The 23,241-nt window shown below is 41.0% G+C and carries 28 protein-coding genes; 21 read left to right on the top strand and 7 right to left on the bottom strand.

Annotation, left to right across the window (positions count from 1 at the left end):
* The first annotated feature begins 70 nt into the window (after nt 1-70).
* Both FPV17_RS13180 and FPV17_RS13175 read left to right on the top strand, forming a co-directional pair.
* On the top strand, nt 71-616 hold the full coding sequence (locus FPV17_RS13180; protein WP_035395193.1) for a DUF420 domain-containing protein: 546 nt from the start codon (nt 71-73) through the stop codon (nt 614-616).
* Between the two features lie 64 nt (nt 617-680).
* Entirely contained in the window at nt 681-1,160 is a 480-nt protein-coding gene (locus FPV17_RS13175; protein WP_144559222.1) for a TcaA NTF2-like domain-containing protein, read from the top strand.
* Nucleotides 1,161-1,214: 54 nt separating this feature from the next.
* Here the strand turns inward: FPV17_RS13175 and FPV17_RS13170 are convergent, their stop codons facing one another.
* A complete protein-coding gene (locus FPV17_RS13170; RefSeq protein ID WP_038481033.1) occupies nt 1,215-1,568 on the bottom strand; it encodes a YugN family protein in 354 nt (117 codons plus the stop codon).
* A 178-nt stretch (nt 1,569-1,746) separates the two neighbouring features.
* On the opposite strand from FPV17_RS13170, the gene FPV17_RS13165 reads away from it, so the two are divergent.
* Nucleotides 1,747-2,832 carry a CAP domain-containing protein gene (locus tag FPV17_RS13165; protein WP_144559221.1) on the top strand — a complete coding sequence of 362 codons (1,086 nt, stop codon included), beginning with the start codon at nt 1,747-1,749 and terminating at the stop codon, nt 2,830-2,832.
* A 69-nt stretch (nt 2,833-2,901) separates the two neighbouring features.
* Here the strand turns inward: FPV17_RS13165 and FPV17_RS13160 are convergent, their stop codons facing one another.
* Nucleotides 2,902-3,384 (bottom strand): PaaI family thioesterase, encoded by a 483-nt coding sequence (locus tag FPV17_RS13160; RefSeq protein WP_035395190.1) that lies wholly within the window; start codon nt 3,382-3,384, stop codon nt 2,902-2,904.
* A 143-nt stretch (nt 3,385-3,527) separates the two neighbouring features.
* On the opposite strand from FPV17_RS13160, the gene FPV17_RS13155 reads away from it, so the two are divergent.
* Nucleotides 3,528-3,998: a YlbD family protein gene (locus FPV17_RS13155; RefSeq protein ID WP_035395189.1), complete on the top strand. Its 471-nt coding sequence runs from the start codon at nt 3,528-3,530 to the stop codon at nt 3,996-3,998.
* A gap of 9 nt (nt 3,999-4,007) precedes the next feature.
* Entirely contained in the window at nt 4,008-4,274 is a 267-nt protein-coding gene (locus FPV17_RS13150; RefSeq protein ID WP_035395188.1) for a YlbE-like family protein, read from the top strand.
* A 4-nt stretch (nt 4,275-4,278) separates the two neighbouring features.
* Here the strand turns inward: FPV17_RS13150 and FPV17_RS13145 are convergent, their stop codons facing one another.
* On the bottom strand, nt 4,279-5,034 hold the full coding sequence (locus tag FPV17_RS13145) for an ATP-grasp domain-containing protein (protein WP_144559220.1): 756 nt from the start codon (nt 5,032-5,034) through the stop codon (nt 4,279-4,281).
* Between the two features lie 121 nt (nt 5,035-5,155).
* Between FPV17_RS13145 and FPV17_RS13140 the strand changes: the two genes are divergently transcribed.
* Nucleotides 5,156-5,596: a YlbF/YmcA family competence regulator gene (locus FPV17_RS13140; RefSeq protein WP_035395187.1), complete on the top strand. Its 441-nt coding sequence runs from the start codon at nt 5,156-5,158 to the stop codon at nt 5,594-5,596.
* Nucleotides 5,597-5,678: 82 nt separating this feature from the next.
* The gene (locus FPV17_RS13135; RefSeq protein ID WP_060703942.1) at nt 5,679-5,957 is read left to right on the top strand and encodes a YlbG family protein; all 279 of its coding nucleotides are present in this window, start codon (nt 5,679-5,681) and stop codon (nt 5,955-5,957) included.
* A gap of 25 nt (nt 5,958-5,982) precedes the next feature.
* Here the strand turns inward: FPV17_RS13135 and FPV17_RS13130 are convergent, their stop codons facing one another.
* Complete coding sequence (locus tag FPV17_RS13130; protein ID WP_144559219.1) at nt 5,983-6,354, bottom strand: DUF7147 family protein; 372 nt, start codon at nt 6,352-6,354, stop codon at nt 5,983-5,985.
* Nucleotides 6,355-6,624: 270 nt separating this feature from the next.
* Between FPV17_RS13130 and rsmD the strand changes: the two genes are divergently transcribed.
* Both rsmD and coaD read left to right on the top strand, forming a co-directional pair.
* Complete coding sequence (gene rsmD / locus FPV17_RS13125) at nt 6,625-7,200, top strand: 16S rRNA (guanine(966)-N(2))-methyltransferase RsmD (RefSeq protein ID WP_144559218.1); 576 nt, start codon at nt 6,625-6,627, stop codon at nt 7,198-7,200.
* Nucleotides 7,184-7,669 carry a pantetheine-phosphate adenylyltransferase gene (gene coaD / locus FPV17_RS13120; protein ID WP_144559217.1) on the top strand — a complete coding sequence of 162 codons (486 nt, stop codon included), beginning with the start codon at nt 7,184-7,186 and terminating at the stop codon, nt 7,667-7,669. Before rsmD ends, coaD begins: the two co-directional genes overlap by 17 nt.
* On the opposite strand, the gene spoVV is transcribed toward coaD, so the two are convergent.
* The gene (gene spoVV / locus FPV17_RS13115) at nt 7,666-8,883 is read right to left on the bottom strand and encodes a dipicolinic acid transporter SpoVV (protein ID WP_144559216.1); all 1,218 of its coding nucleotides are present in this window, start codon (nt 8,881-8,883) and stop codon (nt 7,666-7,668) included. The two genes, coaD and spoVV, sit on opposite strands and share 4 nt — an antisense overlap.
* A 131-nt stretch (nt 8,884-9,014) precedes the next feature.
* On the opposite strand from spoVV, the gene FPV17_RS13110 reads away from it, so the two are divergent.
* A complete protein-coding gene (locus tag FPV17_RS13110; RefSeq protein ID WP_035395184.1) occupies nt 9,015-9,797 on the top strand; it encodes a patatin-like phospholipase family protein in 783 nt (260 codons plus the stop codon).
* Between the two features lie 3 nt (nt 9,798-9,800).
* Nucleotides 9,801-10,823 carry a SepM family pheromone-processing serine protease gene (locus tag FPV17_RS13105; RefSeq protein WP_035395183.1) on the top strand — a complete coding sequence of 341 codons (1,023 nt, stop codon included), beginning with the start codon at nt 9,801-9,803 and terminating at the stop codon, nt 10,821-10,823.
* 23 nt (nt 10,824-10,846) lie between these two features.
* Here the strand turns inward: FPV17_RS13105 and FPV17_RS13100 are convergent, their stop codons facing one another.
* Nucleotides 10,847-12,067, bottom strand: a complete 1,221-nt coding sequence (locus FPV17_RS13100) for a nucleotidyltransferase (RefSeq protein ID WP_144559215.1) — start codon at nt 12,065-12,067, stop codon at nt 10,847-10,849.
* Between the two features lie 179 nt (nt 12,068-12,246).
* Here FPV17_RS13100 and FPV17_RS13095 point away from each other — a divergent pair, with 179 nt between their 5' ends.
* The 3 genes from FPV17_RS13095 (at nt 12,247) to FPV17_RS13085 (ending at nt 13,678) form a co-directional block, all read left to right on the top strand.
* On the top strand, nt 12,247-12,762 hold the full coding sequence (locus FPV17_RS13095; RefSeq protein ID WP_035395181.1) for a YceD family protein: 516 nt from the start codon (nt 12,247-12,249) through the stop codon (nt 12,760-12,762).
* Between the two features lie 40 nt (nt 12,763-12,802).
* A complete protein-coding gene (gene rpmF, locus FPV17_RS13090; RefSeq protein ID WP_035395180.1) occupies nt 12,803-12,976 on the top strand; it encodes a 50S ribosomal protein L32 in 174 nt (57 codons plus the stop codon).
* Nucleotides 12,977-13,123: 147 nt separating this feature from the next.
* Nucleotides 13,124-13,678 (top strand): RsfA family transcriptional regulator, encoded by a 555-nt coding sequence (locus tag FPV17_RS13085; RefSeq protein ID WP_144559214.1) that lies wholly within the window; start codon nt 13,124-13,126, stop codon nt 13,676-13,678.
* Between the two features lie 33 nt (nt 13,679-13,711).
* On the opposite strand, the gene FPV17_RS13080 is transcribed toward FPV17_RS13085, so the two are convergent.
* Nucleotides 13,712-14,206 (bottom strand): N-acetyltransferase, encoded by a 495-nt coding sequence (locus FPV17_RS13080; RefSeq protein WP_035395178.1) that lies wholly within the window; start codon nt 14,204-14,206, stop codon nt 13,712-13,714.
* Between the two features lie 153 nt (nt 14,207-14,359).
* On the opposite strand from FPV17_RS13080, the gene FPV17_RS13075 reads away from it, so the two are divergent.
* From FPV17_RS13075 to FPV17_RS13045, 7 genes are all read left to right on the top strand, one after another.
* Nucleotides 14,360-15,271: a 2-dehydropantoate 2-reductase gene (locus tag FPV17_RS13075; protein WP_035395177.1), complete on the top strand. Its 912-nt coding sequence runs from the start codon at nt 14,360-14,362 to the stop codon at nt 15,269-15,271.
* An 82-nt stretch (nt 15,272-15,353) separates the two neighbouring features.
* Nucleotides 15,354-16,976 carry a bacillithiol biosynthesis cysteine-adding enzyme BshC gene (gene bshC, locus FPV17_RS13070; RefSeq protein ID WP_144559213.1) on the top strand — a complete coding sequence of 541 codons (1,623 nt, stop codon included), beginning with the start codon at nt 15,354-15,356 and terminating at the stop codon, nt 16,974-16,976.
* 152 nt (nt 16,977-17,128) lie between these two features.
* Entirely contained in the window at nt 17,129-17,560 is a 432-nt protein-coding gene (gene mraZ / locus FPV17_RS13065; protein ID WP_035395175.1) for a division/cell wall cluster transcriptional repressor MraZ, read from the top strand.
* Nucleotides 17,561-17,596: 36 nt separating this feature from the next.
* Nucleotides 17,597-18,526, top strand: a complete 930-nt coding sequence (gene rsmH, locus FPV17_RS13060; RefSeq protein ID WP_035395174.1) for a 16S rRNA (cytosine(1402)-N(4))-methyltransferase RsmH — start codon at nt 17,597-17,599, stop codon at nt 18,524-18,526.
* Between the two features lie 24 nt (nt 18,527-18,550).
* Nucleotides 18,551-18,865 (top strand): hypothetical protein, encoded by a 315-nt coding sequence (locus FPV17_RS13055; protein ID WP_060703954.1) that lies wholly within the window; start codon nt 18,551-18,553, stop codon nt 18,863-18,865.
* 48 nt (nt 18,866-18,913) lie between these two features.
* Nucleotides 18,914-21,106 (top strand): penicillin-binding transpeptidase domain-containing protein, encoded by a 2,193-nt coding sequence (locus FPV17_RS13050; protein WP_144559212.1) that lies wholly within the window; start codon nt 18,914-18,916, stop codon nt 21,104-21,106.
* Between the two features lie 162 nt (nt 21,107-21,268).
* On the top strand, nt 21,269-23,203 hold the full coding sequence (locus FPV17_RS13045) for a stage V sporulation protein D (RefSeq protein WP_144559211.1): 1,935 nt from the start codon (nt 21,269-21,271) through the stop codon (nt 23,201-23,203).
* The last annotated feature ends 38 nt before the right edge of the window (nt 23,204-23,241 follow it).

Below are 23,241 nucleotides of genomic sequence, written 5' to 3'. Positions count from 1 at the left end.
TAGTGTGGGATGGGTTTCATATGTAGTATACTACTAGTATAAACAGATGAACGTTTAAGGAGTGACAAGGATGGACAACGGTTTTAACAAACCAATAAAAAAACGAAATTACAAGCCTGCTATTATTATTATTTCTGTCGTGCTTATTGGTGCGATTGGCATTCTAGCAGGATTACCGGGTGTAGAGGGATTTGATGCTTTTGATGTCACTATTCTTCCGCTTATGAATGCCATCTTTAATACATTTACGTTTCTTTTTTTAGTATGTGCATTCATTGCGATTATAAAAGGGAAGGTACGCATCCATAAACGGTTTATTTATGCCGCTTTTGTCACAACCACTTTCTTTCTCTTTACCTATGTAGCGCATCACTTTTTAGCAGAATCAACGGCATTTGGTGATGATGGCTTCTTGAAGTATTTTTATTATTTCATTTTAATTACACATATTGTGTTAGCAGCTGTCATTGTGCCGCTTGCATTGACAAGTGTTGCAAGAGCATGGAATGGCGAAAATGCGCGCCATAAAAAGATTGCACGATGGACAATGCCCATTTGGCTTTACGTAAGCTTTACAGGTGTATTAGTTTACATCTTGATTTCACCTTACTATTAAAGGTTCCTCTTTTTTTAGGATTTTTGTATACTAATGAAGGACAGGCGAACAGGAAGGGTTTGTTGTGCGGACACTTATTCGAACGCTTCCATTGTTCCTTCTATTTATTGTATTAGCGGCATGTGGATACAATGAACCGGAACAGTTGGAAGAAGTTACCGATGAAGAAGTGATTGAAAAGCTATCCACTTTTGTGCATGATTATAAAGCGGAGATGCTGCTTGCCATTAACGAAAATCAAACAGAGCGTCTAGAAAATGATTTTTTGATACCGAATACATCTTTCTATCATGCACTTCATCGATTAAAGGATGATTTACAAAAAAGCAATGCACAAAAGGAGCTCATTTCGCTAGATGTTCACGATGTATGGTATGACCCAGAAGAAGGCGATTACTTTGTCGAAGCACATGAGCATGTACGTGTGGTGACTGGAGATGCGGTGGAAGATATAGAGCGGGAGGTTCGCTTTCATACAGTTGAAGGTTCAGACGGTACATACCGACTTTACACCATTATTAACGTCAATGAAGAAAGAGATTAAAACGAAGGAAGTCGATTCTATTAATAAAAGAGCCGTCACAAGGGACAGCTCTTTTTATAGTTCGTTTTCAATTCGTTGCGCTAATAGTTCTAGCTTTTTCTTCGATTTCTCTACAATTGCATCTGGGTATGTTTCCCCTTCGTATTCAACACCATGTGGATAATAATGCTTTCCTAGAATAGGAGTCATAATTTGAACGATAGTGGATTGAGCAGGAATATCGCCTTTTACGGCATAAACGGGAACTCGCAAGTAAAATGTGCCTTCGTGATGCACCATTTTGTAGTCAAACATAGCGCGCTCGTAATCCCATTGATCGGCGTGGACGAAGCCAACTGATTCTGCTGAGTCATGTACAAGTGTAAATTTAATTTGATGATTTTCTAGTCCTGTTTCGGTGAATTTCAAAAGTATTCCTCCTTAACTGCTGTTTCACACTTCTTAATCATAGTATGAAACGCTTTCTTATGCAACGTTTAAACAGACTTTTTCAGAAGGTCTGTTCAAACAGTGAAAGGTTTAGTTGAATAAGGTGAATGCATAGCTAGCATAGGAACATACGATAGAATAGGAGGGAGCAGTGGATATGAATAAGCGTCTTAGTCTTTTAATGGTTTTAACGGTTATGTTGGTGATCCTGATTTATTACTACAGGCAAATTCCTCCAGAGCCGGTAGCTGGTCAGTTTCTTACAACAAAGCAACCGTCCTTGCATATGGACTACGCGGCGCGGGTAACACCTGCTTTACTAACGGATGATGAAGTCGTGAAGGAAACAGATCTTCCATTTGATCAGCACATTGGTTTGCTAATGGGAGCTAGTGAGGAAGAGGTTCTAGAGTGGTTAGGGGAACCGGGCCGCATTGATCCATCTGCATTTGGCTACGATACGTGGGTGTATAATACGATTAACGATGGGTATCTAACTGTTGGTGTTGAAGATGGGAACGTGACAACGGTTGTAGCAAATGGTGCGCCGATACAGCGCTTTTTAGGCGAACAGCAACATAGCTATGAAGCGTTAAACCGAATGTTTTTGTTTGAAGATCGAATACCTTTAGAAATGGACCAAGGTTTGTTTACGTTTCAATTATCTGAGCAGGATATGGAGATGCGTCCTTTAGCGCAGATTGGTGACTATTGGATACAGTTCTATATGGATGTACATACGAACCAGCTATCAAGCGTTCGTCTCCTATCAAATGAAGTTCTTTTAAGCCAACAACCTTATTCATTCGGGTATACGAATGAGCTCCCGGAAAAACAAGCATTAAACCCTTCTGAGCTTGCAGCGATAGATAAAGCGAATGAAAAACAAATTTTTGAGCTCACAAACGCAATTCGCTCAAGCTTTGAATTGGAGCCGTTTGCTTGGTCTGACGAAGTAGCAAAAGTTGCGTATGATCATAGCAAAGATATGTATACAGATGATTATTTCGATCATGTATCGCCCACATTTGGTACATTGTCTGACCGCTTTCTAGCAGGGAGCGTTCCGTTTACTGATGCAGGTGAAAATATCGCCTATAACTATGTAGACGGAATAGCAGCGGTAGAAGGATGGTTAAACAGCGACAGCCATCGAATTGTACTGCTTCACGACAAATTTACCCATCTCGGTGTCGGTGTACACCACGCGTATTACACACAGAACTTTTTGTTTGAAGGTTAAGGAAAAAACGTCTCAGCGTTAGCTAAGACGTTTTTCTTACTGCATCGTAAGGAATAAAATGCATGTGTATTATTTTCTCGGGATCACATAAAACGTCCCGGTTGCTTTTGCAATTAGTTTCTTTTCATTATTATAAGCGTTTCCTTCTACAATAATTAATTGTTTACCGGAATGAACGACTGTTGCAAAGCATTCAAGGTATTCCCCAACACCAGGTCGCATATAATGGATATTTAATTGAGACGTTACGGCAGTTAAATCATCCGGTAACGCTTCCATTGCAGCTCCACCCATTGTAGAGTCAAGTAGCGTTGCTGTCATACCGCCATGAACAATCGATAGAGGGTTATGAATTAATGGTGTGATGGGAACACGAATGGAGAATGTATCCTTTGAAGGAATCGATGCTTCTGCTTGTGTTATACCCGATAAATAAGTTAATTGTTGTTTTCGTTGTTTGGCGATAAAGCCATCAACAACTTGTTCAAAAACGTTTTTTTCCTCTGTAGATGCTTCGTTCAAAAATGCTTGGATTTTTTCTTCTACTGTCACTATTTTCACCTTTTCACTTCATTAGATTACGCACACGTCTTAGTTTATCAAATCTCATGATTAAATAGCAAAAAAACATGAACATTGGACCAGACTGTTGTATACACTAATCATACAGAAGTCTAAATAAGGGGATGAAACAGATGACGAATCCGACCAATCTGCATCCTTCAGTTCGGCAGTTTAAAGTATTTGTGAAAAACCATCCCGGTTTAGTAACCGAAGTGAAGGATGGCAAGCGTACGTTGCAAGACATCTATGAAGAATGGTCGATATTAGGAGAAGAACATGAGCAATGGCAGCCATTCTTGTATACGGAAGAGGTTCAGCAAGAGCAGGTAGTGGAAAGTCAACAAGAAGAACAAGAAACTGCTGAAACAAACCAATCTACAAACGATACAAGTGAAGAGGCAAGTTCGGTAGGTACAGGAGAATTCATCGGCCAACTAATGGGATTGGTAAAAAAGATGAATGTGCAAGATTTGCAATCGCATTTAACGCAATTTAGCTCTGTGCTTGGGAATGTACAGAATCTAATGCAAACGTTCCAAAAACCTCAGGAACCTACTCGTCGTTCAGAAAGTGACTCCCCGTTTTCGTTTCGACGGGATTAAGGAGTTGTTATGAGAGCAGACATTCGAGCAAAAATGATGCAAGACCAAAAGATACGTGAGTTTATGCGTTATCATCCAGAGTGGTATCGCCATTTATCTCGAAATCCAGAGCGTTTAGCAGAAATGGAGAAAGAGTCCAATTATTTTTATGGAAAAACATTTCCTCAACGGGTAGAAAGAATGCAAAATAACGTCAGTATGATGGTGATGTTAATGGAAATGATAAAAATGGGTCAAAATACCGTGTCTGAAACTGTGCAGTCTGTAACGAGTTAACTCGTTACAGACTTTTTATGTGATCAAAAATGAAATCCTCTACACGGATGCCTTGTGCGAGAAAGCCTTGGTTGCCAAACAATGTATTGAATTCAAGAATATAATACTGTCCATTTCGTTCAATGACATCAAAACCGACGTGATCAAGAGAAAGGCGGCTGGCCACATCCTCTACAAGTGTAATCGCTGCTTGCGGAATGTCTGTAAAAGTCATGACGCCACCTTGTGCTACATTGTTCTTAAAACCACTGCTTTCTCGCCAATAGCTGTTCACAACTTTATTGCCGATTAAACAGAGACGTAAATCTCGGTGTGATTCGATGTATTCCTGCACATAAAGAACGTCGTGGTTAGTAGCATATGAATGGAAATCCGCTTCATTTTGAATAAGGAATACGCCTCTTCCCATCGAAGAGCGGGTTGTTTTTGCCACGAATGGAAACGGAAATGTCTCTAGAACGTCTTGTATGGTTTTCGGGGTTGAACCTAGAATAAGTGTATACGGCACATGATTAGGACAAACCGTCCACATCGCCCTTGTCATTTCAATTTTGTTGTAGCCGAGATGAATGCTCTCGATGCTTGGAAAAATCTTTTTTTTCAGCCCATAAACAAGACTATTCACTTGCCAATTTTCTGGGAAAAGACAAAGGTCAGCTTGCTCGATGCGGCTTTGTTCTTTAAACATATTTTCTGGCTTCACATAGTCGATGCCAGGCATCCCTATCGTGCGGAAAGGGTTGAAAGTAATGAGATTCATGTAAGCGTCCTCCAGTATGTGTCGAAAGAATTATAGGGAAGTTGATCGTTCTTGTCAATTAGAAAAAAACCTTTCGATTTACTAAATACCCATGATACAATAAAGTGGAGGAGGTGCAGCCGTGATTGCAACATTAGATACGGTAGAACTATTAAATGCTTCTGATGAACTGGCTTCTATTATTCTTCAATCAGAACTGTTCTCCCAGTATATTGAAGCGCGTGATCGCCTTAATCAAGATAAAGAAGCACAATATAAGATTGAACGGTTTACAACCTTGAAAGTGTCTCATGAGGAAGTACAGCGGTTTGGTAAGTATCATCCTGACTTTAAGACAGTTTCAGCGGATATACGAGTTGCCAAAAGAGAGCTTGATCGGGACGAATCTATCGTTCAATTTAAAAAAGCAGAGACCGAGCTTGAAGACTTACTAAATGAATTAAGTGGTGTCTTAGCGTCTACGGTTTCGCCATCTATAAAAGTACCAACCGGAAATCCATTCTTTGACTCGATGTCTTGTAGTGGTGGCTGTGGTTCTGGTGGTGGATGTAGTTGCGGATAACGCAGCTACATTCTTTTTGCATAAAAAAAGAAAATTGTGGTAAAATAAGGCTGGATGAACTTTTAAAAGAGGGGTATGGAAAATGATAAGTCCAAGTCGTCAAGGGATTGTTGTTTGGCTTACATCACTGAAGTATGCAAGGCAGTTACGGCGCTTTGGCCATGTTCAATATGTATCAAAAAAAATGAAATATGTTGTGTTTTACTGCGATCTAGAAAAAGTAGATGACATTATAAATAAACTACAATCGTTTCATTTTGTAACCGATGTGAAGCCGTCAATGCGTCCATTTGTAAATACAGAGTTTGAAGATGCTAAACCAGATAAAGCAAAAGAATACGATTATAAGCTAGGCATTTAAACCAGACGATCGTCTGGTTTATTTTTTAAGCCATCGGTGGAATGACCCGTTGAGAACGAAGCAGGCCGATTAGGTAGCGCGTGTACTGGTCTTCATCATAGAAAAGATCCAAAGACTTAACGGCAATTGTATGTAACGTATGACCTTCTTGATTTGCAAAGTCTTGAAATTGGTGTACTCTTTTACTATCAGGTTTAAAGCCCTCTAGACAAAGGTAGATCGGCATAAACGTTGAAGGATGCTTAGCCGGTTTTAAAACGATGCCAAGTGAATGCCGTCCATCTAATGTTTGTAACTGGAAACAAGCAATCAAACGAGATTGATTGGTCATAGCAAGTTCCATCAATTCAAAAAAATCAGCGTAACCATTGCCTAATTTTATGACGCGTTGGTTCATTTGCTTTTCCTACTTCCTTCTGAAAGAATCGATTGCATCATATCATGACTTTTGCTGTGTGTCGACAAAAAAAGGCATTCTTCACAAGGAAGAATGCCTTGCCATGATCTCACATGGCAATGGGAGAGGAGAAACCGGAGGAAGATCTTATGGGGAAATGTAAGTCTTCTCCGCGGTTGTCGCAACACGTACTGTGTTGCTAGACTTAGTATGTACGCTAGCTGCGTGCTTTATACATGTATTCATTAATTCATAGGGTAAGGTGAGAATATGAGAGTGATTTCTGGGCAACAAGGTGGGCTAAGACTGAAGCCTGTTCCAGGGAAACAGACAAGACCGACAACAGATAAAGTAAAAGAGTCGATCTTTAATATGATTGGTCCGTATTTTGATGGCGGTCAAGTACTTGATTTGTTTGCAGGGAGCGGTGCTTTAGGAATTGAAGCGTTGAGCCGAGGTATGGATCGGTGTATTTTTATTGAAGCCCAACATCCAGCTATTCAAACAATACGTCAAAATTTAAGCCATGCGAAACTAAGTGAACGAGCGTCTGTTTTTAAAAATGATAGTTTAAGGGGCCTCCAAGTATTAATAGGCAAGGGGGAAACGTTCCAATTACTGCTTATCGATCCGCCATATGCAAAGGCCGAGCTGTACATAAAAGAAGCGCTAGCAAAGATTGATGAAAGTTCCGTACTCGAAGAAGGTGGGCTAATTGTGTGCGAAACAGCTTCCTCAAGTGAACTAGCCTCCTTTTCATCACTTCAAATCATTCGAACGGAGCAATACGGAGAGACAAAAATAACGATTTATGAAAGGGTGAGTGGACATGAGACGAGCTGTTAGTTCAGGTAGTTTCGATCCGGTGACAAATGGGCATGTTGATTTATTTGAACGAGCTGCTAATCAGTTTGACGAATTAATCGTTGTTGTTTCTGTTAATAATAAAAAGAGTCCACTTTTCTCATTAGAAGAGCGAGTCGCTCTTTTAAAACAAGCGACGGCGCACATTCCAAATATCGTTGTTGAACCATTTACAGGTTTACTAGTTGAGTATGCGAAGACGAATGGTGCTTCTGCTATTATACGAGGATTACGTTCTAGTACGGATTATGATTATGAAGAAAATATTGCAGCTATGAACAAAACGCTTGTTCCGGAAGTCGATACACTTTTTTTTATGACTAAGCCGCAATATAGCTTCGTAAGCTCAAGCATCGTTAAAGAAGCCGCGAGTTATGGTAGCGACGTATCGAGCCTCGTACCAGAACCAGTCGCACAAGCCTTGAAAAAAGTGTATGCCGTTAACGGCTAAACGAATCTTTTCTTTATATGCATGGTTTTTAGTAAAATAAACAAACAGAGAAAGCTAAACGTGATGTAGGGTGAGATCTCAAGGAAAAAGTGCCAACCTTGTTCGATAGATGCCGGAATACGAACGCCGCCACTACTCACTTCATCTGTAAGTGGCTCGTAGAAAAGATAGTACAGTGGAATAACGAGGCAAGCCGCCGTTAGCCCTTGGAGAAAGCGAGCCAATAGAAACGGACGAAAGCGAATATCTGATTCGGCTAAGATGCTTGCTACTTGCGCTTGAATCGAAAAACCACCAAATCCAAGAATAAAGGAAACAACGATGAGTTGTGATAAGAAGCTCGCTTCAGTTGTTTGACTAATCATTTGAGCGCCAATGGTGATTTCAAATAAGCCAGAAATAAACGGGTACGCCAATTCTGGTGAAAGTCCAATTAAGGCAAAACACGTACTAACACTAACAGCTATAAGCGAAAGAATACCAAGAAGACTTAGTAGCTGATTTAATACAGAAAATAAAATAATAAACCCGCCTATTAAAAGTAAGGTCTCAATGGAAGAGCGAACGGCATCGCCGATTAATTTGCCAAACGTGCGGCCGTCATTTAATCGCTCTTGGTGCATGGCGGAAAAAGCGTCAATGATCTTTAGTGGTGATTGCCCACGGCTGAGGTGCATTTCTTCCGAGTTTTTGCCGTGAAAACGAAAGAGGAAACCAACGACGATGTTGCCAATATAATGGGCGAGTGCCAAAATCATTCCTAAAGCAGGATTATGAAAAAAACCGACAGCAATGGCGCCGAAAATAAATAATGGATTAGATGAGTTGGTAAACCCGGCTAAACGCTCTCCTTCAATCTGTGAAATCTTCCCTAGTTTTCGCATTTGAACGGCTAGTTTTGCACCAGCTGGGTTTCCGCTAGCAAGACCCATTGCCCATACAAACCCACCGATACCTGGAACTTTAAAAAGAGGACGCATAAGTGGCTCAAGAAGCACGCCTAAGAAAGCGACAACTCCAAATCCGATTAAAAGCTCAGAGACGATAAAAAAGGGAAGTAAAGAAGGAAAGACAACGTTCCACCACATATCCAATCCTCTCGTTGATGCTTCTAGCGCTTCTTTTGGGAAAAACACGAGAGATAAAGCGAGAACTATCGTTGCTATTGCAAATAATGCTGATTTTAGTTGAGATGAATTTCGCGCATCAAGCATGCATTCAGGACTCCTTTATAGTAACTAGCAGATAAAAGCATGTCCTTTTAAATATACGCATAACACGTAGGTTTAGACCATAAGATTAAAACGTATATCCGTGTTCGTTTACAAGTGAAGGAGGAGCATTTTTGAAAGCAAAACGCCCTAAAATTGGACTTGCTTTAGGCTCTGGTGGAGCACGGGGATTTGCGCATATTGGCGTCCTTCGTGCGTTGGAAGATGCAGGGATTGAAGTGGACTACTTGGCAGGAAGCAGTATGGGGGCTCTTGTTGCTACTATGTATGGGGTCGGTCATTCAATTGAACATATGGAACGGTTTGCAAGGCTATTTAAAAATAAGTTTTATTTAGATTTTACCGTATCACGCCAAGGGTTAATCGCCGGCGATCGAATTGAAAGTCTCGTGCGGCTTTTAGCAAAAAAGATGCATTTTCATCAACTACATAAAGAAGTCCGCGTTGTCGCCACGGATTTGTTAACAGGGAATAGAGTGGTGATTGATACTGGAGATGTAGCAAGAGCGATTCGCGCGAGTATGTCCATTCCAGGCATTTTCGTTCCAGTAAAATGGGGAGATCAACTTCTTGTAGATGGAGGCGTCGTAGAAAGGGTACCTGTATCAGTAGTCCGTGAAATGGGAGCCGATATTGTCCTTGGTGTTGATGTATCTTTTTTTCGTTCACATTTACAATCTCCTTCTATTCATGAAATTGTCATGCAAACAATGGACATAATGGGTAGAGAGTTAGCTAGTAAGCAAAAGGAACAGGGAGATGTTATGGTTCGTCCAATTATTAAACACTCATCACCTCTTGATTTTTCAGAAACCGAACGATTAATTGAACAAGGTGAACGAGCATGTCGAGCGCTCATACCCGACATCTTAGAAAGAATGAAACAGTGGAGGTAAAGAATGGAACAAAAACGAAAGTCGTTTCCATGGATTAAGTGGGTCGTTTTAATTATTGTATTCTTTTTGATTGTTCGTTTTGAGCTTCCTTACTATTATAGTCAGCCGGGAATGGCAGAATCAGTGGAAGAGATGGTGACAGTTGAAGGTGGGATAAAAGACGATGAAGGCACGTTTATGTTAACGACAGTTCGGAGTGCGAAAGCGACTCCGGCGTTACTATTCTGGTCTTTGTTTAGCGAGTTTCGATCGTTAAATCCAGCTCCTTCCGGAATGACGGATGAAGAATACAATCAGAGACAGCAATTGTTAATGGCCAATTCACAGGACGATGCAAAAATTGCTGCATTCCGTGCATCGAATAAGGGCGATGTACAGATTGACTATACTGGTGTCTATGTCGTCGGCACAACAGAGGGGATGTCGGCAGCTGATCAACTAGAACCAGGTGACATTATTACTCATGTCGATGGAGAAGAAGTAGGAACAAGTGAAGCGCTCATTGACTTATTAGCTGCTTATTCTGATGGTGATATTGTTACGATGACATTTGAACGTGATGATGAAACACTAGTGAAAAATTTAGCTTTTTCGACTTTTCCTGATGAGCTAAACTTAGGTGATGAACGTGTGGGAGTCGGTGTCTCTGTGGAGACTGTTCGGACAGCGACGTTCACACCAGAAGTCGAGATCACTGCTGGAGCCATTGGTGGCCCGTCAGCGGGTTTAATTTTCGCGCTAGAAATCTATAGTCAGCTAGAGGAAATTGATCTAACAAGTGGGTTACACATTGCTGGAACTGGTACGATTAATGAGGACGGAGAAGTCGGTGCAATTGGGGGCGCTAATCAAAAAGTGGTTGCTTCTGAACGCGCAGGTGCTGACTATTTCTTAGTACCAAGAAGTGGTCATAACTATGAGGATGCACTAGCAGCAGCTGAATCGATCAATACCGATATGGAAATTGTTCCAATCGAAACGTTTGAAGAGGCGATAGCCTTTCTTGAAACGTTACAGAATGAATAAAACAAACAGCTAGCATCCTTATGCTAGCTGTTTTTTAGGAAAAGAGGTGTGGCTTGAAACTCTTGTTTCATCGCCTCGGAATGAAGAGCACCTGGTTTCGTTAACCAATAACAGGCTGTTGCTCGCTGATCTAATGAAGCTAATGCTCCATAATGTCTCAGTTCTGCTTCTCGTGTCACCACCGGAAGGGAGAAAGCCTTCTTGTATTGATTCAAATAACTTTTTCCTGTTTCGCTCATACCTAACAAGCGAATATAATCATTTTCCCTATTACTCCGAACAGTAGCCATTTCTTCTTTCGTCGTGTTCGTCAATAAATGAACAAATAAGCGTTGAAGCCTCGTTTTCGTATACCGTTTTGTTTTTAATCGCGTTAGCCAATCTGAAAAGGAAGTAGCTTGCAAGCCTGTTTCAATTAATCGATATTCTAACCCTTCCTCACACTCTGCAATTTGTTCCAGCTCCGCAGGTGTTCGCGTGAGGATTTGATACTTTAAGTAAGAATAGTAGTTCTCCCAAAAGTGGACGTGTCCGTGAGTTTGTTTATAGTAGTCGAGTAACCTTGCTGTTGATGCAGGAAGGACGTGATCAACCTCTTTTTTATGTAATAATGCCTTACGTATGCTCGTTGCGCTAGCGATGGTTCCTTCTCCCATATCCTCATCATGGTAGTTAGCCGCAATACGTAAGGTTGTTAATGGTTCCATGGGAGACGCTTGAGCATCAATTTGTTGAACATAATGGTAGCCTAAAATATTATTTGGCTCACTTAAAGGTAGCTGCGTACGAGCCTCGTGAAGAAAAGCAAAGGCTTCAGCGCTCGCTCTCGGGTAAGCATAGCCTTTTTTTAGAAACGCTTTTATTTGTTGCTGATAATCATGATCGTTTTTCTTCATAAAAGCGTTAAGTTGAAGAAATCGGTCAATGTCACCTTCCTCACTGCCGAAATGAAGGGTCGCACATTGTAGTGCGGTTAATAGGCGAACCGCCCCTTCTGCAAAATATGGAGCAGTCTGAACGGCATAGCCATAAGGAAGTTCAACGACAATGTCAACCCCAGCTTGAAGCGCCATTTCTGCACGGACTCGTTTTGAAACGAGAGCAGGTTCTCCTCTCTGTAAAAACGAGCCACTCATAACGGCAATCACTACATCCGCTTCAGAGTCCTCTTTTGCTTTGATGACATGATGGAGATGACCGTTATGAAACGGGTTGTATTCAACGACAAGACCAACAGCTTTCATGACATTCCTCCTTTTTTGCATAGAAAACATTCACATGATACACTACATAGTAGGCGTGTTTGGCTACATTATACAAGAATAATGGCTCGGAATAAACGGCTTTTACTGTAAAGAAATAAGGTTGACATTCCAGTCGTTGAGACTTATAATAATTTTTGTTGCCTATGAGGTGAGGATACATGAAATGGACCGTTCAAGCTCTTCAACAAGCGCGATATGAATCGCTTCATTTTGATGAAAATGTACTGTTGGAAGATCAACTAAAAGAACACCAGGATGTTCGTGCCGCAAGTCTTGTTTCCTTAAAAGGGATAGCAACCGCAAATAGAAATGTGTTTACATTTCAGTTTGTCGTAAAGGGGCATTTGGTTTTACCTTGTTCCCGAACGTTAGCGGACGTCGAATGGCCATATGAAATAAAGGGTCAAGCTCACTATGTACCAGAAGGTGAAATGCCACCTTCTCATTTAAATGAAGAAGATGTCTTTACGTATTCTGGTGATGTGATTGATTTATCTCATATGATACAAGAGCGTATTCTTGTAGAAATTCCTATGCAAGTGTTCGCTGATAAACCAACCGAAACACCGGCTCCTTCTTCTGGGAAGGATTGGGAATTGGTTTCAGACGAGAAGAACAGTGACCAAATTGACCCAAGACTTGCTGACTTGGCGAAATTCTTCGATGAAAAATAATCGCTTTTCTTCGATTTAATTTTAAGGAGGTGTAACAAACATGGCAGTTCCATTTAGAAGAACATCTAAAACGAGAAAAAATAAGCGTCGTACACATCTTAAATTAGAAGTACCAGGTATGGTAGAATGCCCAGATTGCGGAGAGTATAAACTATCTCACCGTGTCTGCAAAGCGTGTGGTTCTTACAAAGGTGAAAAAGTAGCTTCAAAATAAAAAGAAAGCCATTCCGATGGCTTTCTTTTTTTTTGTATAAGCAGGAGTAGACTTGGAGATGATGTTTTAATAGAAACGTCTATTTTGCTAAATGGAAGCATACACTTTATTACGGTTTAAGAGGATTAGGAAAGGGAGGGGCTAAACATGACGGCAAATCGTCAAGATGCCTGGTCGCATGAAGATGATTTACTTTTAGCTGACACTGTTTTGCGTCATATTAGAGAAGGAAGTACGCAGCTAGCAGCGTTTGAAGAAGTAGCAGAAGCGCTCTCACGTACAAGTGCGGCTTGTGGGTTTAGATGGAATTCAACCATTCGAAAAAAATACACAGCTGAAGTCAATATGGCAAAGAAAAAACGAACGGTGCTAAAGAAGGAAAAGGCCAAATCGGAGTCTAGCTTCGTGCTACAGCAAGAAGAGGAAAAACCAGCCGAAACACTCCAACAAGCGCAACAAGATACATCTGATCAAACGTTAGACTTAGAGGCGGTTATTGATTACCTACAATCAATGAAAGACAAGCAAGAAGCTGTTTATGAAGCGAGTGTATTAAAAGCAGAAAATGAAAAGTTAAAAGAGCAACTAGAAAGAGTAGAAAAGGAGAAGAGCGTTATTACACAAGATTACCGCTCTCTGCTTGAAATTATGGATCGTGCTCGAAAGCTGACCAATCATACGTTACTTGAAAAATCATTATAAAACAGCCACGTGCATACACGCGGCTGTTTTTTCTTATTCCTGTGATTGTTTTTCTTTCGGCTTCTTTTGCTCATAGACGCCTGAAGGAAACCATACGTAAGGGCTCTCGCCTCTGTCACGTTCTTCTCTGTACGTAATAGGTTCAAATCCTAGCTTTGACCAAAAATCACCTGTACTTTGGCGGGCATTTGTCTTAACTGGAATTTCAAAGCTTTTAGCAAAATCAACAAGTGCTCTTCCGTATCCTTTACCACGGTATGGCTCTAATACTTCTAACTTCCATAATTCTAAATAATCTTGCGGAGGATCAAAATACTGATCAAAGTCTCCATCAATTTGATAGAGGCTCATACGAGCAACAAGCTTTTTGCCATAGTAAATACCATAAAAAGGAGACTCGCTATCATTTTCGACGATGCTCTGATTAAGATCGTCTTTCATTGATAGCTCAGCTGCACCATAGTCACGAAAATTCGTAAACTCTTCTAACGTCTTATAATTAATTAGCAATCGTTCTACTTTAATCATTGTGTATAATCCTCCTGCTCCACTGATGATTTCATCTACTATTTTACTATAAATCGAATGAAAGCGCATTAAAAAATACCGTGATGAGCTGATTTTACAAACCTTTAAGAACACGTATAATAGACGTTATTGAATGTACTGGTGGTGTGAACGATGAAGGTGGCCGTTATCGGAGCTGGTGCAGTAGGATTATTCGTCGCTGCATCTTTAAAAAAACAAGGAGAGGAAGTATCTCTCTATCTTAAGAATCTACAAGATCAATCGTTATTTGAAAACGATGGTATTCATCTTAATAAACGGAATCAAGAGACGATCATAAACGACGTACAAATAAACCCGACTCATACAACCGATTTTGATGGTGTCATCGTATGTGTGAAGTCGTATCAAGTAGAACAGGTTTTAAATGATTACCAACACGTAGGGCATCGACAAACAAAATGGGTATTTCTTCAAAATGGAATGGGGCATTTAAAGTGGATTGAGAAGATGACTCAACCGACTTATGTCGGTGTTGTAGAGTATGGTCTGTTAAAAGAAAGAGGAACAAGCAATCGAGTGTCTGTTAAAGGGGAAGGAAGGATAAAAATTGCTCCTTTTCGTGGAACATCCTCTATAGGAAAAGCCGAGTGGGAGTCAGTTTTCAATCAGGATGTATGGACTGTTTTGTGGAGAGAAGACTATCAGGAAATGCTTGAATCAAAGTTAATCCTTAACGCATGTATAAATCCATTAACCGCTTTATTACATGCGAGAAACGGAGAGCTCTTAAAGAATAAGCACTATAACCAAGCGATGCGCTCCTGTTTTGCGGAAATAATGGAGGCGCTAGGGCGGCACGATCAGGAAGAGAAATGGAAGGAAGTTGAACGCGTCTGTAACGATACAAAAGAGAATCAATCGTCCATGTTAACCGACCTTATTCATAATCGCCCGCTTGAATTAGACGCCATTGTTGGCTACATTTTAAAAAGAGGGGAAGCACGTGGCATTCCGATGCCGACTCTTCAGCTCGTTTATACGATGCTGGAAGGGAAACAAAAGAGTACGAATAAAAATTCTTGAAGCAACTTATTTGGTTGTACTTGTTGTTTTTGCTATGATGGAAAGCGGATATGGAAAATGCATGGTGAGGAGAATTTAAGCGATGAAAATGGAGGAGCTTAGTAAGGAGACGTTAAAAGGCTTTGCTGCCGATTACGAAAAGGATCAAGAGCCAATCAAAGACTTTTTTTCTTACATGCCATCGGATACGCAGTGGCTACAAAAACGATGTCAAGATTTACGTGAACGTCGTTTTTCTCATAAACAAGAGCTCGTTACGTATGTGGAAAATCGGACAAAAGGATTACGCAATCGAAAAAAACTAGAGGAAAATTTACATAAACTAAAACAAGATGATGCACTTGTTGTCGTCGGTGGACAGCAGGCAGGGCTATTTACGGGTCCTTTATACAGTGTATATAAAGCTATGTCGATCATTATGCTTGCCAAAACGTATGAAAGAGAATTACAACGACCTGTTGTCCCGCTGTTTTGGATTGCAGGAGAAGACCATGATCTGGATGAAGTGCGGACAATCTATAAAAAAGAGGAAAACAAGTGGAAAAAACGTTTGCTTACAGACGAAGTGGACGGAACATCAGCATCAAAAAAGCATTTGCCGCAAAGTGAATTGCAAGCTTTTACAAAGGAACTATTTTCATCTTTACCAGAAACTTCCTATACAGCTGAATTAAAAGCAAAGGTAGAGGCATGTGCAACTGAATCAAAGACATACGTTGATTTCTTTATGGGTGTGATGCATGATTTGTTTGCTGAGGAAGGATTGCTTTATCTAGATAGCGACGACGATCTCTTAAGAGAAATAGAAAAACCATTTTTCAAATCGCTTATTTTACAAGTGGAGGAGCTGCAGGCTGCCCAAGTAGAGGGAGAGGCGCGCTTTGCCAAACAAGGATACGGGAAACCGATAGGAACGGATCCAGAAAATGCGCATCTTTTTTATACAGTGGATGGGAAGCGGTACCGTTTAAATTATAGCGACGGTGTGTTCTATATGGCAGATCACCCATTCACATTTACTAAGGATGAGTTAATAGAGGAGTTAGAAAAGCATCCTAGTAGGTTTAGCAATAACGTTGTCACTCGCCCGTTAATGCAGGAATGGTTGTTACCGACTGTTGCGTTTGTGGCAGGCCCAGGCGAATTAGCCTATTGGGGAACGCTAAAAGAGAGCTTCTCTTTATTTCATTTCCAGGTAACACCTGTTATTCAACGTATGTCGGCAACCATTGTTCCACGTCAAGTTGAAAAGCACTTGATTGAACGAGGCGAAGATCCAGGTTCGTATATAGAAGGAAACGGTGAAATCTTAAAGCAGCAATGGCTTGATAATCAGCACTCATTTGAAGTTAAAAAGCACATTGAGCGGGCGAAAGAGCAGATGGAGCACGCTCACCAGCCGTTGCGAGAGCTTGCCAAAGAAATGAATGAGACGCTTTATGACATTAGTTTAAAAAACAAAGCGTTTATCCATGATCAATTAACACGTCTTGAGACGTTCATGACAAAAGAGATTAAGCGAAGATATGAAACAGAATTAAAAAAGTATGATGAAGCGATTTGCTGGTTACGACCACAATCGAGTCCCCAAGAACGAATTTTAAACCCAATCGTTCTTCTAAACTTAACAGGTAGCGACACGATTCAACGATTACTAAATGAATTAGAGCAGCAACCACGTCGTCATCTTTTGATTTACATCTAATGCTGTCTGCCTTTGTCAATAAAAAAATCTACGGAAAATCCTGCAGGAATGCAGGATTTTTTTTTATTCTGTGGAAATGAGAAGATCAGAGTGGTACAAAGTGGGGGTTTGTGGTAAGTTTAGGGTACAAAGTGGTGGGAGGTTGGCAGAGTATGTTTTTAGGCGAGTATCGGCATTCTATAGATGATAAAGGCCGCATGATCGTTCCTGCCAAATTTAGAGAGCCACTTGGTCCTTCATTTGTTGTAACGAGAGGCTTAGATCACTGTTTGTTTGTGTATCCGAAGTCTGAGTGGGACAAGCTTGAAGGGCAATTAAAAGAACTCCCATTTACAAAAAAAGATGCCCGTGCATTTACACGATTCTTTTTTTCAGGAGCAGCAGAATGTGAATTGGATAAACAAGGAAGAATAAATGTCCCAAATCACTTAAGAGAATATGCTAAATTAGAAAAAGAGTGTGTAGTCATTGGTGTATCGAGTCGTGTTGAAGTATGGAGTAAGACTCTTTGGGAAGAGTATGTATCAGATTCTGAAGACTCTTTCGCTGAAATTGCAGAAAACCTCGTTGACTTTGACTTATAGCTTTAACGTAAATTGAAAAAAGGAATTAGGTGCAAGATGTTTCTACATACAACCGTATTAAAAGAAGAATCAGTCCAACAATTGAATATAAAGAAAGACGGCATTTATGTTGATTGTACATTAGGTGGAGCAGGTCATTCAAAGCGAATTGCAGAGCAACTTGAAACAGGTCATTTATACGCATTTGACCAAGACGAAGTGGCTTTAAATCACGCAAAAGAAGTATTGAAGGATCATCTACATAACGTAACGTTTATTCGAAGTAATTTTCGCTATTTAAAAGAAGAATTAGCTGCCCATGGAGTAACGAAAGTGGATGGCGTGTTGTTTGACTTAGGCGTGTCATCGCCTCAGCTAGATGAGGCGGAAAGAGGGTTTAGTTATCATCAGGATGCGCCACTTGATATGAGAATGGATCAGCGTGCTGCATTAACGGCAAAAGAAGTGGTAAACGAATGGTCGTTTCAAAAGCTGCTTTCAATAATTTCGAGGTATGGAGAAGAGAAGTTTGCCAAACAAATAGCCCGAAAAATTGAAAGTGAACGAGTAAAGAAACCGATTGAAACAACAGCGGAGTTAGTCGAAATTATAAAAGACGTCATTCCTGCACCAGCTCGTCGTGCCGGCGGTCATCCAGCTAAGCGTACGTTTCAAGCGATTCGGATTGCTGTTAATGATGAACTGGGCGCATTTGAAGATGGGTTGCTAGATGCATTAGAGCTGTTAAATGAACGTGGGCGACTCGCCGTTATCACCTTTCATTCTTTAGAGGACCGTTTGTGCAAACAAGTATTTAAAGAAAAAACAACCATTCCAGATCTTCCGAAAGGGTTGCCAATTATACCAGATGATAAAAAAGCCCCTTTCGCCTTAGTTACAAGAAAGCCAATCGTTGCTTCAGACAACGAACTAGAAGAAAACAATCGCTCGCGTTCAGCTAAGCTACGCGTTATAGAAAAATTGTAGGCTTCATTAAAAGGAGGATAAAGTATGTTAGCTAGACAATCGTATACACAGCCGCAAGAACGGCCGATGCAAAAAGAAAAACAAGTGATTCGTTACCGAGCAAGGATTACATTAGGAGAAAAAGTCATTGCGACATTTCTAGCTATCGTACTTTTTGCTGTGCTCTGCCTCATTGTACATAATTATTCCAGCCTTTATGGATTGAGTACATCTGTGCAAACCGAACAAATTAAAGTGAACGAGATCACTGTTGAAAATGACGGGCTTAAAACCATTCTAGCAGAAGAAAGTGCGCCAGAGAACGTTATGCGTCGAGCGAAAGAACAAGGGATGAACTAGTTCACTATGAACTAGTTTTTTCTTTAGAAGCGAAAAGGAGGGAATGAAGTGGAAATTAAACGCGCCGTGACAAATAAGCGAGCTGTCGTCTTGCTATTTCTTTTCTTAGCTGTCTTTGTTGTTTTAGTTGGACGAATTGCCTACATACAAATAACGAAAGAGGTCAAAGGAAATGATCTTGTCGCTATGGCAGAAGAACGCTACTCACGATCAGAAATATTACCTAGTGAAAGAGGAAGCATTTCGGATCGTCATGGGAGTGTGCTAGCTGAAGATATTCCTGCTTACCATGTTCTGGCCGTGCTTTCTGAAAATCAAGGTAAAGGCAACTATATAGAAGATATTGAACGAACAGCTGAACAACTTGCGCCGATGATCCAACTAGAAGTAGAAGAATTAACGAGTATGCTCACAGATGGAAAAAATGAAGGTCGCTATCAAATCGAATTAGGGCCTACTTCTCGCTATCTATCGTTTGAAACGAAAGAGTCGATTCAAGATTTGAAGCTGCCGGGCATCCAGCTTGAAGAAGCAACACGCCGTTATTATCCGAACCAAACGTTTGCATCGCATGTCATTGGTCAAAAAAGCATTAACGAAGACGTTGGAAGTATCGGTTTAGAAGGTCGCCTTGACGAGTTTTTAGCTTCAACGGATGGCTCAATCGAATATAGTCGTTTAGGGCGTTTAAATTCTCCAGCTGAAAATATTACGCTTCCATCAGATGGTGCTTCTGTGCAATTAACCTTAGATACACGAATTCAAGCATCTATGGAGCAAGCGATGTCGCAAGTTGAATTAGAGTTTAGTCCTGAAAAGATGACGGCTATTGCCGCTGATGCAAAAACAGGTGAAATCTTGGCAATGTCGAATCGACCAAGTTTTAATCCAAATCAACACGGACAAATTGAAAACTATTTAAATTATGCAGTTGCAGATGCAGTGGAACCTGGTTCAACGTTGAAAATGTTTACAGTGGCAGCCGCCATTGAAGAAGGCTATTTTCAAGACGATAAGCACTTTCAATCAGGTGAATATGAAATTGATTTGCATAGTAATCCTGTTAGAGATGTGAATCCAGAAGGTTGGGGAGAAATTTCTTATGAAGAGGGTGTTCATCGTTCTTCAAATGTATTGATGTCCAAACTCGTGTTAGAAGACCTAGGAATCGAGCCTTTTTATCAGTATCTAGAAGATTTTGGTTTCTCTAAGCTTACAGGGATTGATTTAAGTCAAGAGAGTACCGGTCGACTTGAAAAAGGTAGACGCTCAGATGCAGCAAGAACGGCCTTTGGTCAGACGTCGACCATGACCCCTGTTCAGCTTGTGCAAGCGGCTACCGCCATCGCAAACGGTGGAAAGATGATGAAGCCGTATATCGTACAAGAAATCGTCGATGATGAAGGGGAAATCCTTCAAGAAGGTGCCAGTGAAGTGGTTGGTGAGCCCATCTCAGCAGAAACAGCAGCCCATGTTCGAGATCTACTGCGCGGTGTCGTGACAGAAGAATATGGTACAGGACGTAAATACGATATTCAGGGTGTAGATGTTCTCGGAAAAACCGGGACGGCGCAAATAGCTGAGAAAGGCGGTTATTTAAATGGCCATGGGCAATATTTATACTCCTTTTTAGGCATGGCGCCTTATGAGGATCCTGAGATTGTTGTTTATGTATCAGTAACGAAGCCAAATTTAACAACTGAGCAATCAGGAAATGATCCGGTGTCTATGATATTTAATGCAGTAATGCAAAGCAGTATGGCGTATTTGGATTTAGAACCAAATGAAGAGGAATTGCTGGAGGAGGCAGAGGACAGTGGCTTTGACATGGCAGATGTCGTAGGTGAACGAACAACCTATGCAACCGAGCTTTTAGAGGATAAAGAAGTGATTGTTGTCGGTGAAGGTGATCGCATTGCCTATCAAGAACCAGCAGAAGGTGTGCGTGTACTGAACGATGAGCCTATTCTATTAATTACAGATGGGGAAAGCCGAGCGTTACCTGATATGCGTGGTTGGTCACGACGAGATGTATTAAAAATGACCAATATCCTCGACTTAGAGCTTGATTATTCAGGCAATGGCTATGTGGTCCAACAAAGCCCCGTAGCTGGAACACCCATTTCGGAAGGGGAAACACTGCAAGTCCACTTGGAATCGACAGTCCCAGAAGATGGAGATGAAACGGATAGTACAGAAGAAGAACAAGAACAAGAAACGGAGACAGAAGGCGACTCTTAAGAATAAATAAAGAAAACAAAGAAGGCTTAACGATCGTTAAGCCTTCTTTGTTTTGTGTTGCATCTAAATGGAGCCTCTCCCTAGCTTGTTCTAAATGGTTGTCTCTGTTCATAGGGTTAACCATAGGACAGGATGCTGATTAAACGAAAGTGGGGGAGAGCCGTGCGCGTTTCAAATGTAACAGTCAGAAAACGGCTGCTATTGCTATTTGCTGTAGGAATTGTCGTGTTTACAGTCATTGGAGCACGTTTAGGGTATGTTCAGTTCGGACAAGGTTTGTGGCTTACAGAAAAAGCAGAAGATTCTTGGGGACGAGATATCCCGTTTGAACCTAAGCGAGGCGATATACTAGACCGGAATGGCGTCGAGTTAGCAACGAATATTAGTACACCTTCTATTATTGTTTTCCCAAGGCAAATAAAAGATCCAGCAGATGCAGCAGAAAGATTAGCATCTGTGTTAAAAGCGAATAAGAACGAGGTATACGAAGATTTAACAAAAAAAGAAAGTAAAGTGTACATTCGCCCAGAAGGTCAGAAAATGGACCAACAAACGGCGCAAGAGGTGCGAAGTTTAAATATAGAAGGCATTTATATAGCAGAGGACTCCAAGCGTCACTATCCCTTTGGTAGTTATCTATCTCATGTACTTGGATTTGCAGGGATCGATAATCAAGGTCTAACAGGTTTAGAATTTGTCTACGATGAAAAGTTAAAAGGAACAGAAGGGTATGTGTCGTTTTATTCTACTGCCAAAAATACGAAAATGCCGAATTTGGCTGATGAATATACAGCTCCAATTAATGGCTTAAATTTAAAATTAACTATTGATAGTCGTGTTCAAACGATTGTGGAACGGGAATTAGATATTGCAGAAGCCAAGTATAATCCAGATGGAGCGATTGCAATCGCGATGAATCCGAAAAATGGTGAAATTCTAGCAATGAGCAGCCGACCGCACTTTAACCCTGAAAACTATCGGGATGTTCCAGCTGAAATATACAATCAAAACAAGCCTGTCTGGATGCAGTATGAACCTGGTTCGACTTTTAAATTAATTACCCTTGCAGCTGCTTTAGAAGAAGATGTCGTTGATTTAGACAATGATCATTTCTATGACCCTGGCTACATAGATGTAGCTGGTACAAAGCTCCACTGTTGGAAACGAGGTGGACACGGCTCACAAACCTTTTTAGAGGTTGTGCAAAATTCATGCAACCCTGGGTTTGTTGAACTCGGTCAACGCTTAGGTACTGATCGGTTGTTTGATTATATTGAAGACTTTGGGTTCGGTCAAAAAACCGGTGTTGATTTACAAGGTGAAGCGAAAGGCATTTTGTTTAATCGTGAACGTGTTGGCCCGTTAGAGCAAGCAACAACGGCCTTTGGTCAAGGGGTTGCAGTCACGCCTATTCAACAAGTAGCGGCAGTCGCCGCAGCGGTCAATGGTGGCTATTTGTACGAACCTTATATTGCAAAAGAGTGGGTAGACGATGTAACTGGTGAAGTGGTTGAACGAAGCAATCCAGTGATGAAACGCCAAGTCGTTTCACCTGAAACATCTGAAAAAGTTCGCTATGCGATGGAAAACGTAGTCGCTAAAGGTTCAGGTGGGAAAGCATTTGTCGACGGTTACCGAGTTGGCGGAAAGACAGGAACTGCGCAAAAAGCAAAAGACGGTCGCTATTTAGAGAACAACTATATCCTGTCTTTTCTTGGTGTAGCGCCAATGGATGACCCAGAAATTATTGTGTATGTGGCAATTGATAACGCGAAAGGAGCCGTTCAATACGGGGGGCAAGTTTCCGCTCCTATTGCAGGGAAAATTATTGGGGATAGCTTAGAAGCGATGGGTGTTGAGAAAAGGAAAGATCAAATTGAAAAAGAGCTTAAATGGGATGAAGAAGGGTTAGTAGACGTTCCTAATTTATTAGGACGAACGAAGAGAGACATTTATGAGTCTCATTATGAATTGCGCCTCTCGGCCTCTGGTGAAGGGGAGGTTGTCGCTCGGCAAGCGCCTGAACCAGGTACGAGGGTTCCAAAAGATTCAACAATCCGTGTATATATGGGTGACAAAACGAATGAGAACGACTAAAATAGGAGACGTGTGTTTTATTACTCATTCATCTTTTA

It is taken from the genome of Shouchella miscanthi, assembly GCF_007725405.1.
Classification (GTDB): Bacteria; Bacillota; Bacilli; order Bacillales; family Bacillaceae_D; genus Shouchella; species Shouchella hunanensis.
This window is presented reverse-complemented; position numbering and strand designations above follow the sequence as displayed.

Bases quoted from the DNA above. Each gene is read 5' to 3' on its own strand.
- FPV17_RS13180 (WP_035395193.1), top strand. From the start codon at position 71: ATGGACAACGGTTTTAACAAACCAATAAAAAAACGAAATTACAAGCCT.
- FPV17_RS13165 (WP_144559221.1), top strand. From the start codon at position 1,747: ATGAATAAGCGTCTTAGTCTTTTAATGGTTTTAACGGTTATGTTGGTG.
- FPV17_RS13155 (WP_035395189.1), top strand. From the start codon at position 3,528: ATGACGAATCCGACCAATCTGCATCCTTCAGTTCGGCAGTTTAAAGTA.
- FPV17_RS13150 (WP_035395188.1), top strand. From the start codon at position 4,008: ATGAGAGCAGACATTCGAGCAAAAATGATGCAAGACCAAAAGATACGT.
- FPV17_RS13145 (WP_144559220.1), bottom strand. From the start codon at position 5,034: ATGAATCTCATTACTTTCAACCCTTTCCGCACGATAGGGATGCCTGGC.
- FPV17_RS13135 (WP_060703942.1), top strand. From the start codon at position 5,679: ATGATAAGTCCAAGTCGTCAAGGGATTGTTGTTTGGCTTACATCACTG.
- FPV17_RS13130 (WP_144559219.1), bottom strand. From the start codon at position 6,354: ATGAACCAACGCGTCATAAAATTAGGCAATGGTTACGCTGATTTTTTT.
- rsmD (WP_144559218.1), top strand. From the start codon at position 6,625: ATGAGAGTGATTTCTGGGCAACAAGGTGGGCTAAGACTGAAGCCTGTT.
- coaD (WP_144559217.1), top strand. From the start codon at position 7,184: ATGAGACGAGCTGTTAGTTCAGGTAGTTTCGATCCGGTGACAAATGGG.
- spoVV (WP_144559216.1), bottom strand. From the start codon at position 8,883: ATGCTTGATGCGCGAAATTCATCTCAACTAAAATCAGCATTATTTGCA.
- FPV17_RS13105 (WP_035395183.1), top strand. From the start codon at position 9,801: ATGGAACAAAAACGAAAGTCGTTTCCATGGATTAAGTGGGTCGTTTTA.
- FPV17_RS13100 (WP_144559215.1), bottom strand. From the start codon at position 12,067: ATGAAAGCTGTTGGTCTTGTCGTTGAATACAACCCGTTTCATAACGGT.
- FPV17_RS13095 (WP_035395181.1), top strand. From the start codon at position 12,247: ATGAAATGGACCGTTCAAGCTCTTCAACAAGCGCGATATGAATCGCTT.
- rpmF (WP_035395180.1), top strand. From the start codon at position 12,803: ATGGCAGTTCCATTTAGAAGAACATCTAAAACGAGAAAAAATAAGCGT.
- FPV17_RS13085 (WP_144559214.1), top strand. From the start codon at position 13,124: ATGACGGCAAATCGTCAAGATGCCTGGTCGCATGAAGATGATTTACTT.
- FPV17_RS13080 (WP_035395178.1), bottom strand. From the start codon at position 14,206: ATGATTAAAGTAGAACGATTGCTAATTAATTATAAGACGTTAGAAGAG.
- FPV17_RS13075 (WP_035395177.1), top strand. From the start codon at position 14,360: ATGAAGGTGGCCGTTATCGGAGCTGGTGCAGTAGGATTATTCGTCGCT.
- bshC (WP_144559213.1), top strand. From the start codon at position 15,354: ATGAAAATGGAGGAGCTTAGTAAGGAGACGTTAAAAGGCTTTGCTGCC.
- mraZ (WP_035395175.1), top strand. From the start codon at position 17,129: ATGTTTTTAGGCGAGTATCGGCATTCTATAGATGATAAAGGCCGCATG.
- rsmH (WP_035395174.1), top strand. From the start codon at position 17,597: ATGTTTCTACATACAACCGTATTAAAAGAAGAATCAGTCCAACAATTG.
- FPV17_RS13055 (WP_060703954.1), top strand. From the start codon at position 18,551: ATGTTAGCTAGACAATCGTATACACAGCCGCAAGAACGGCCGATGCAA.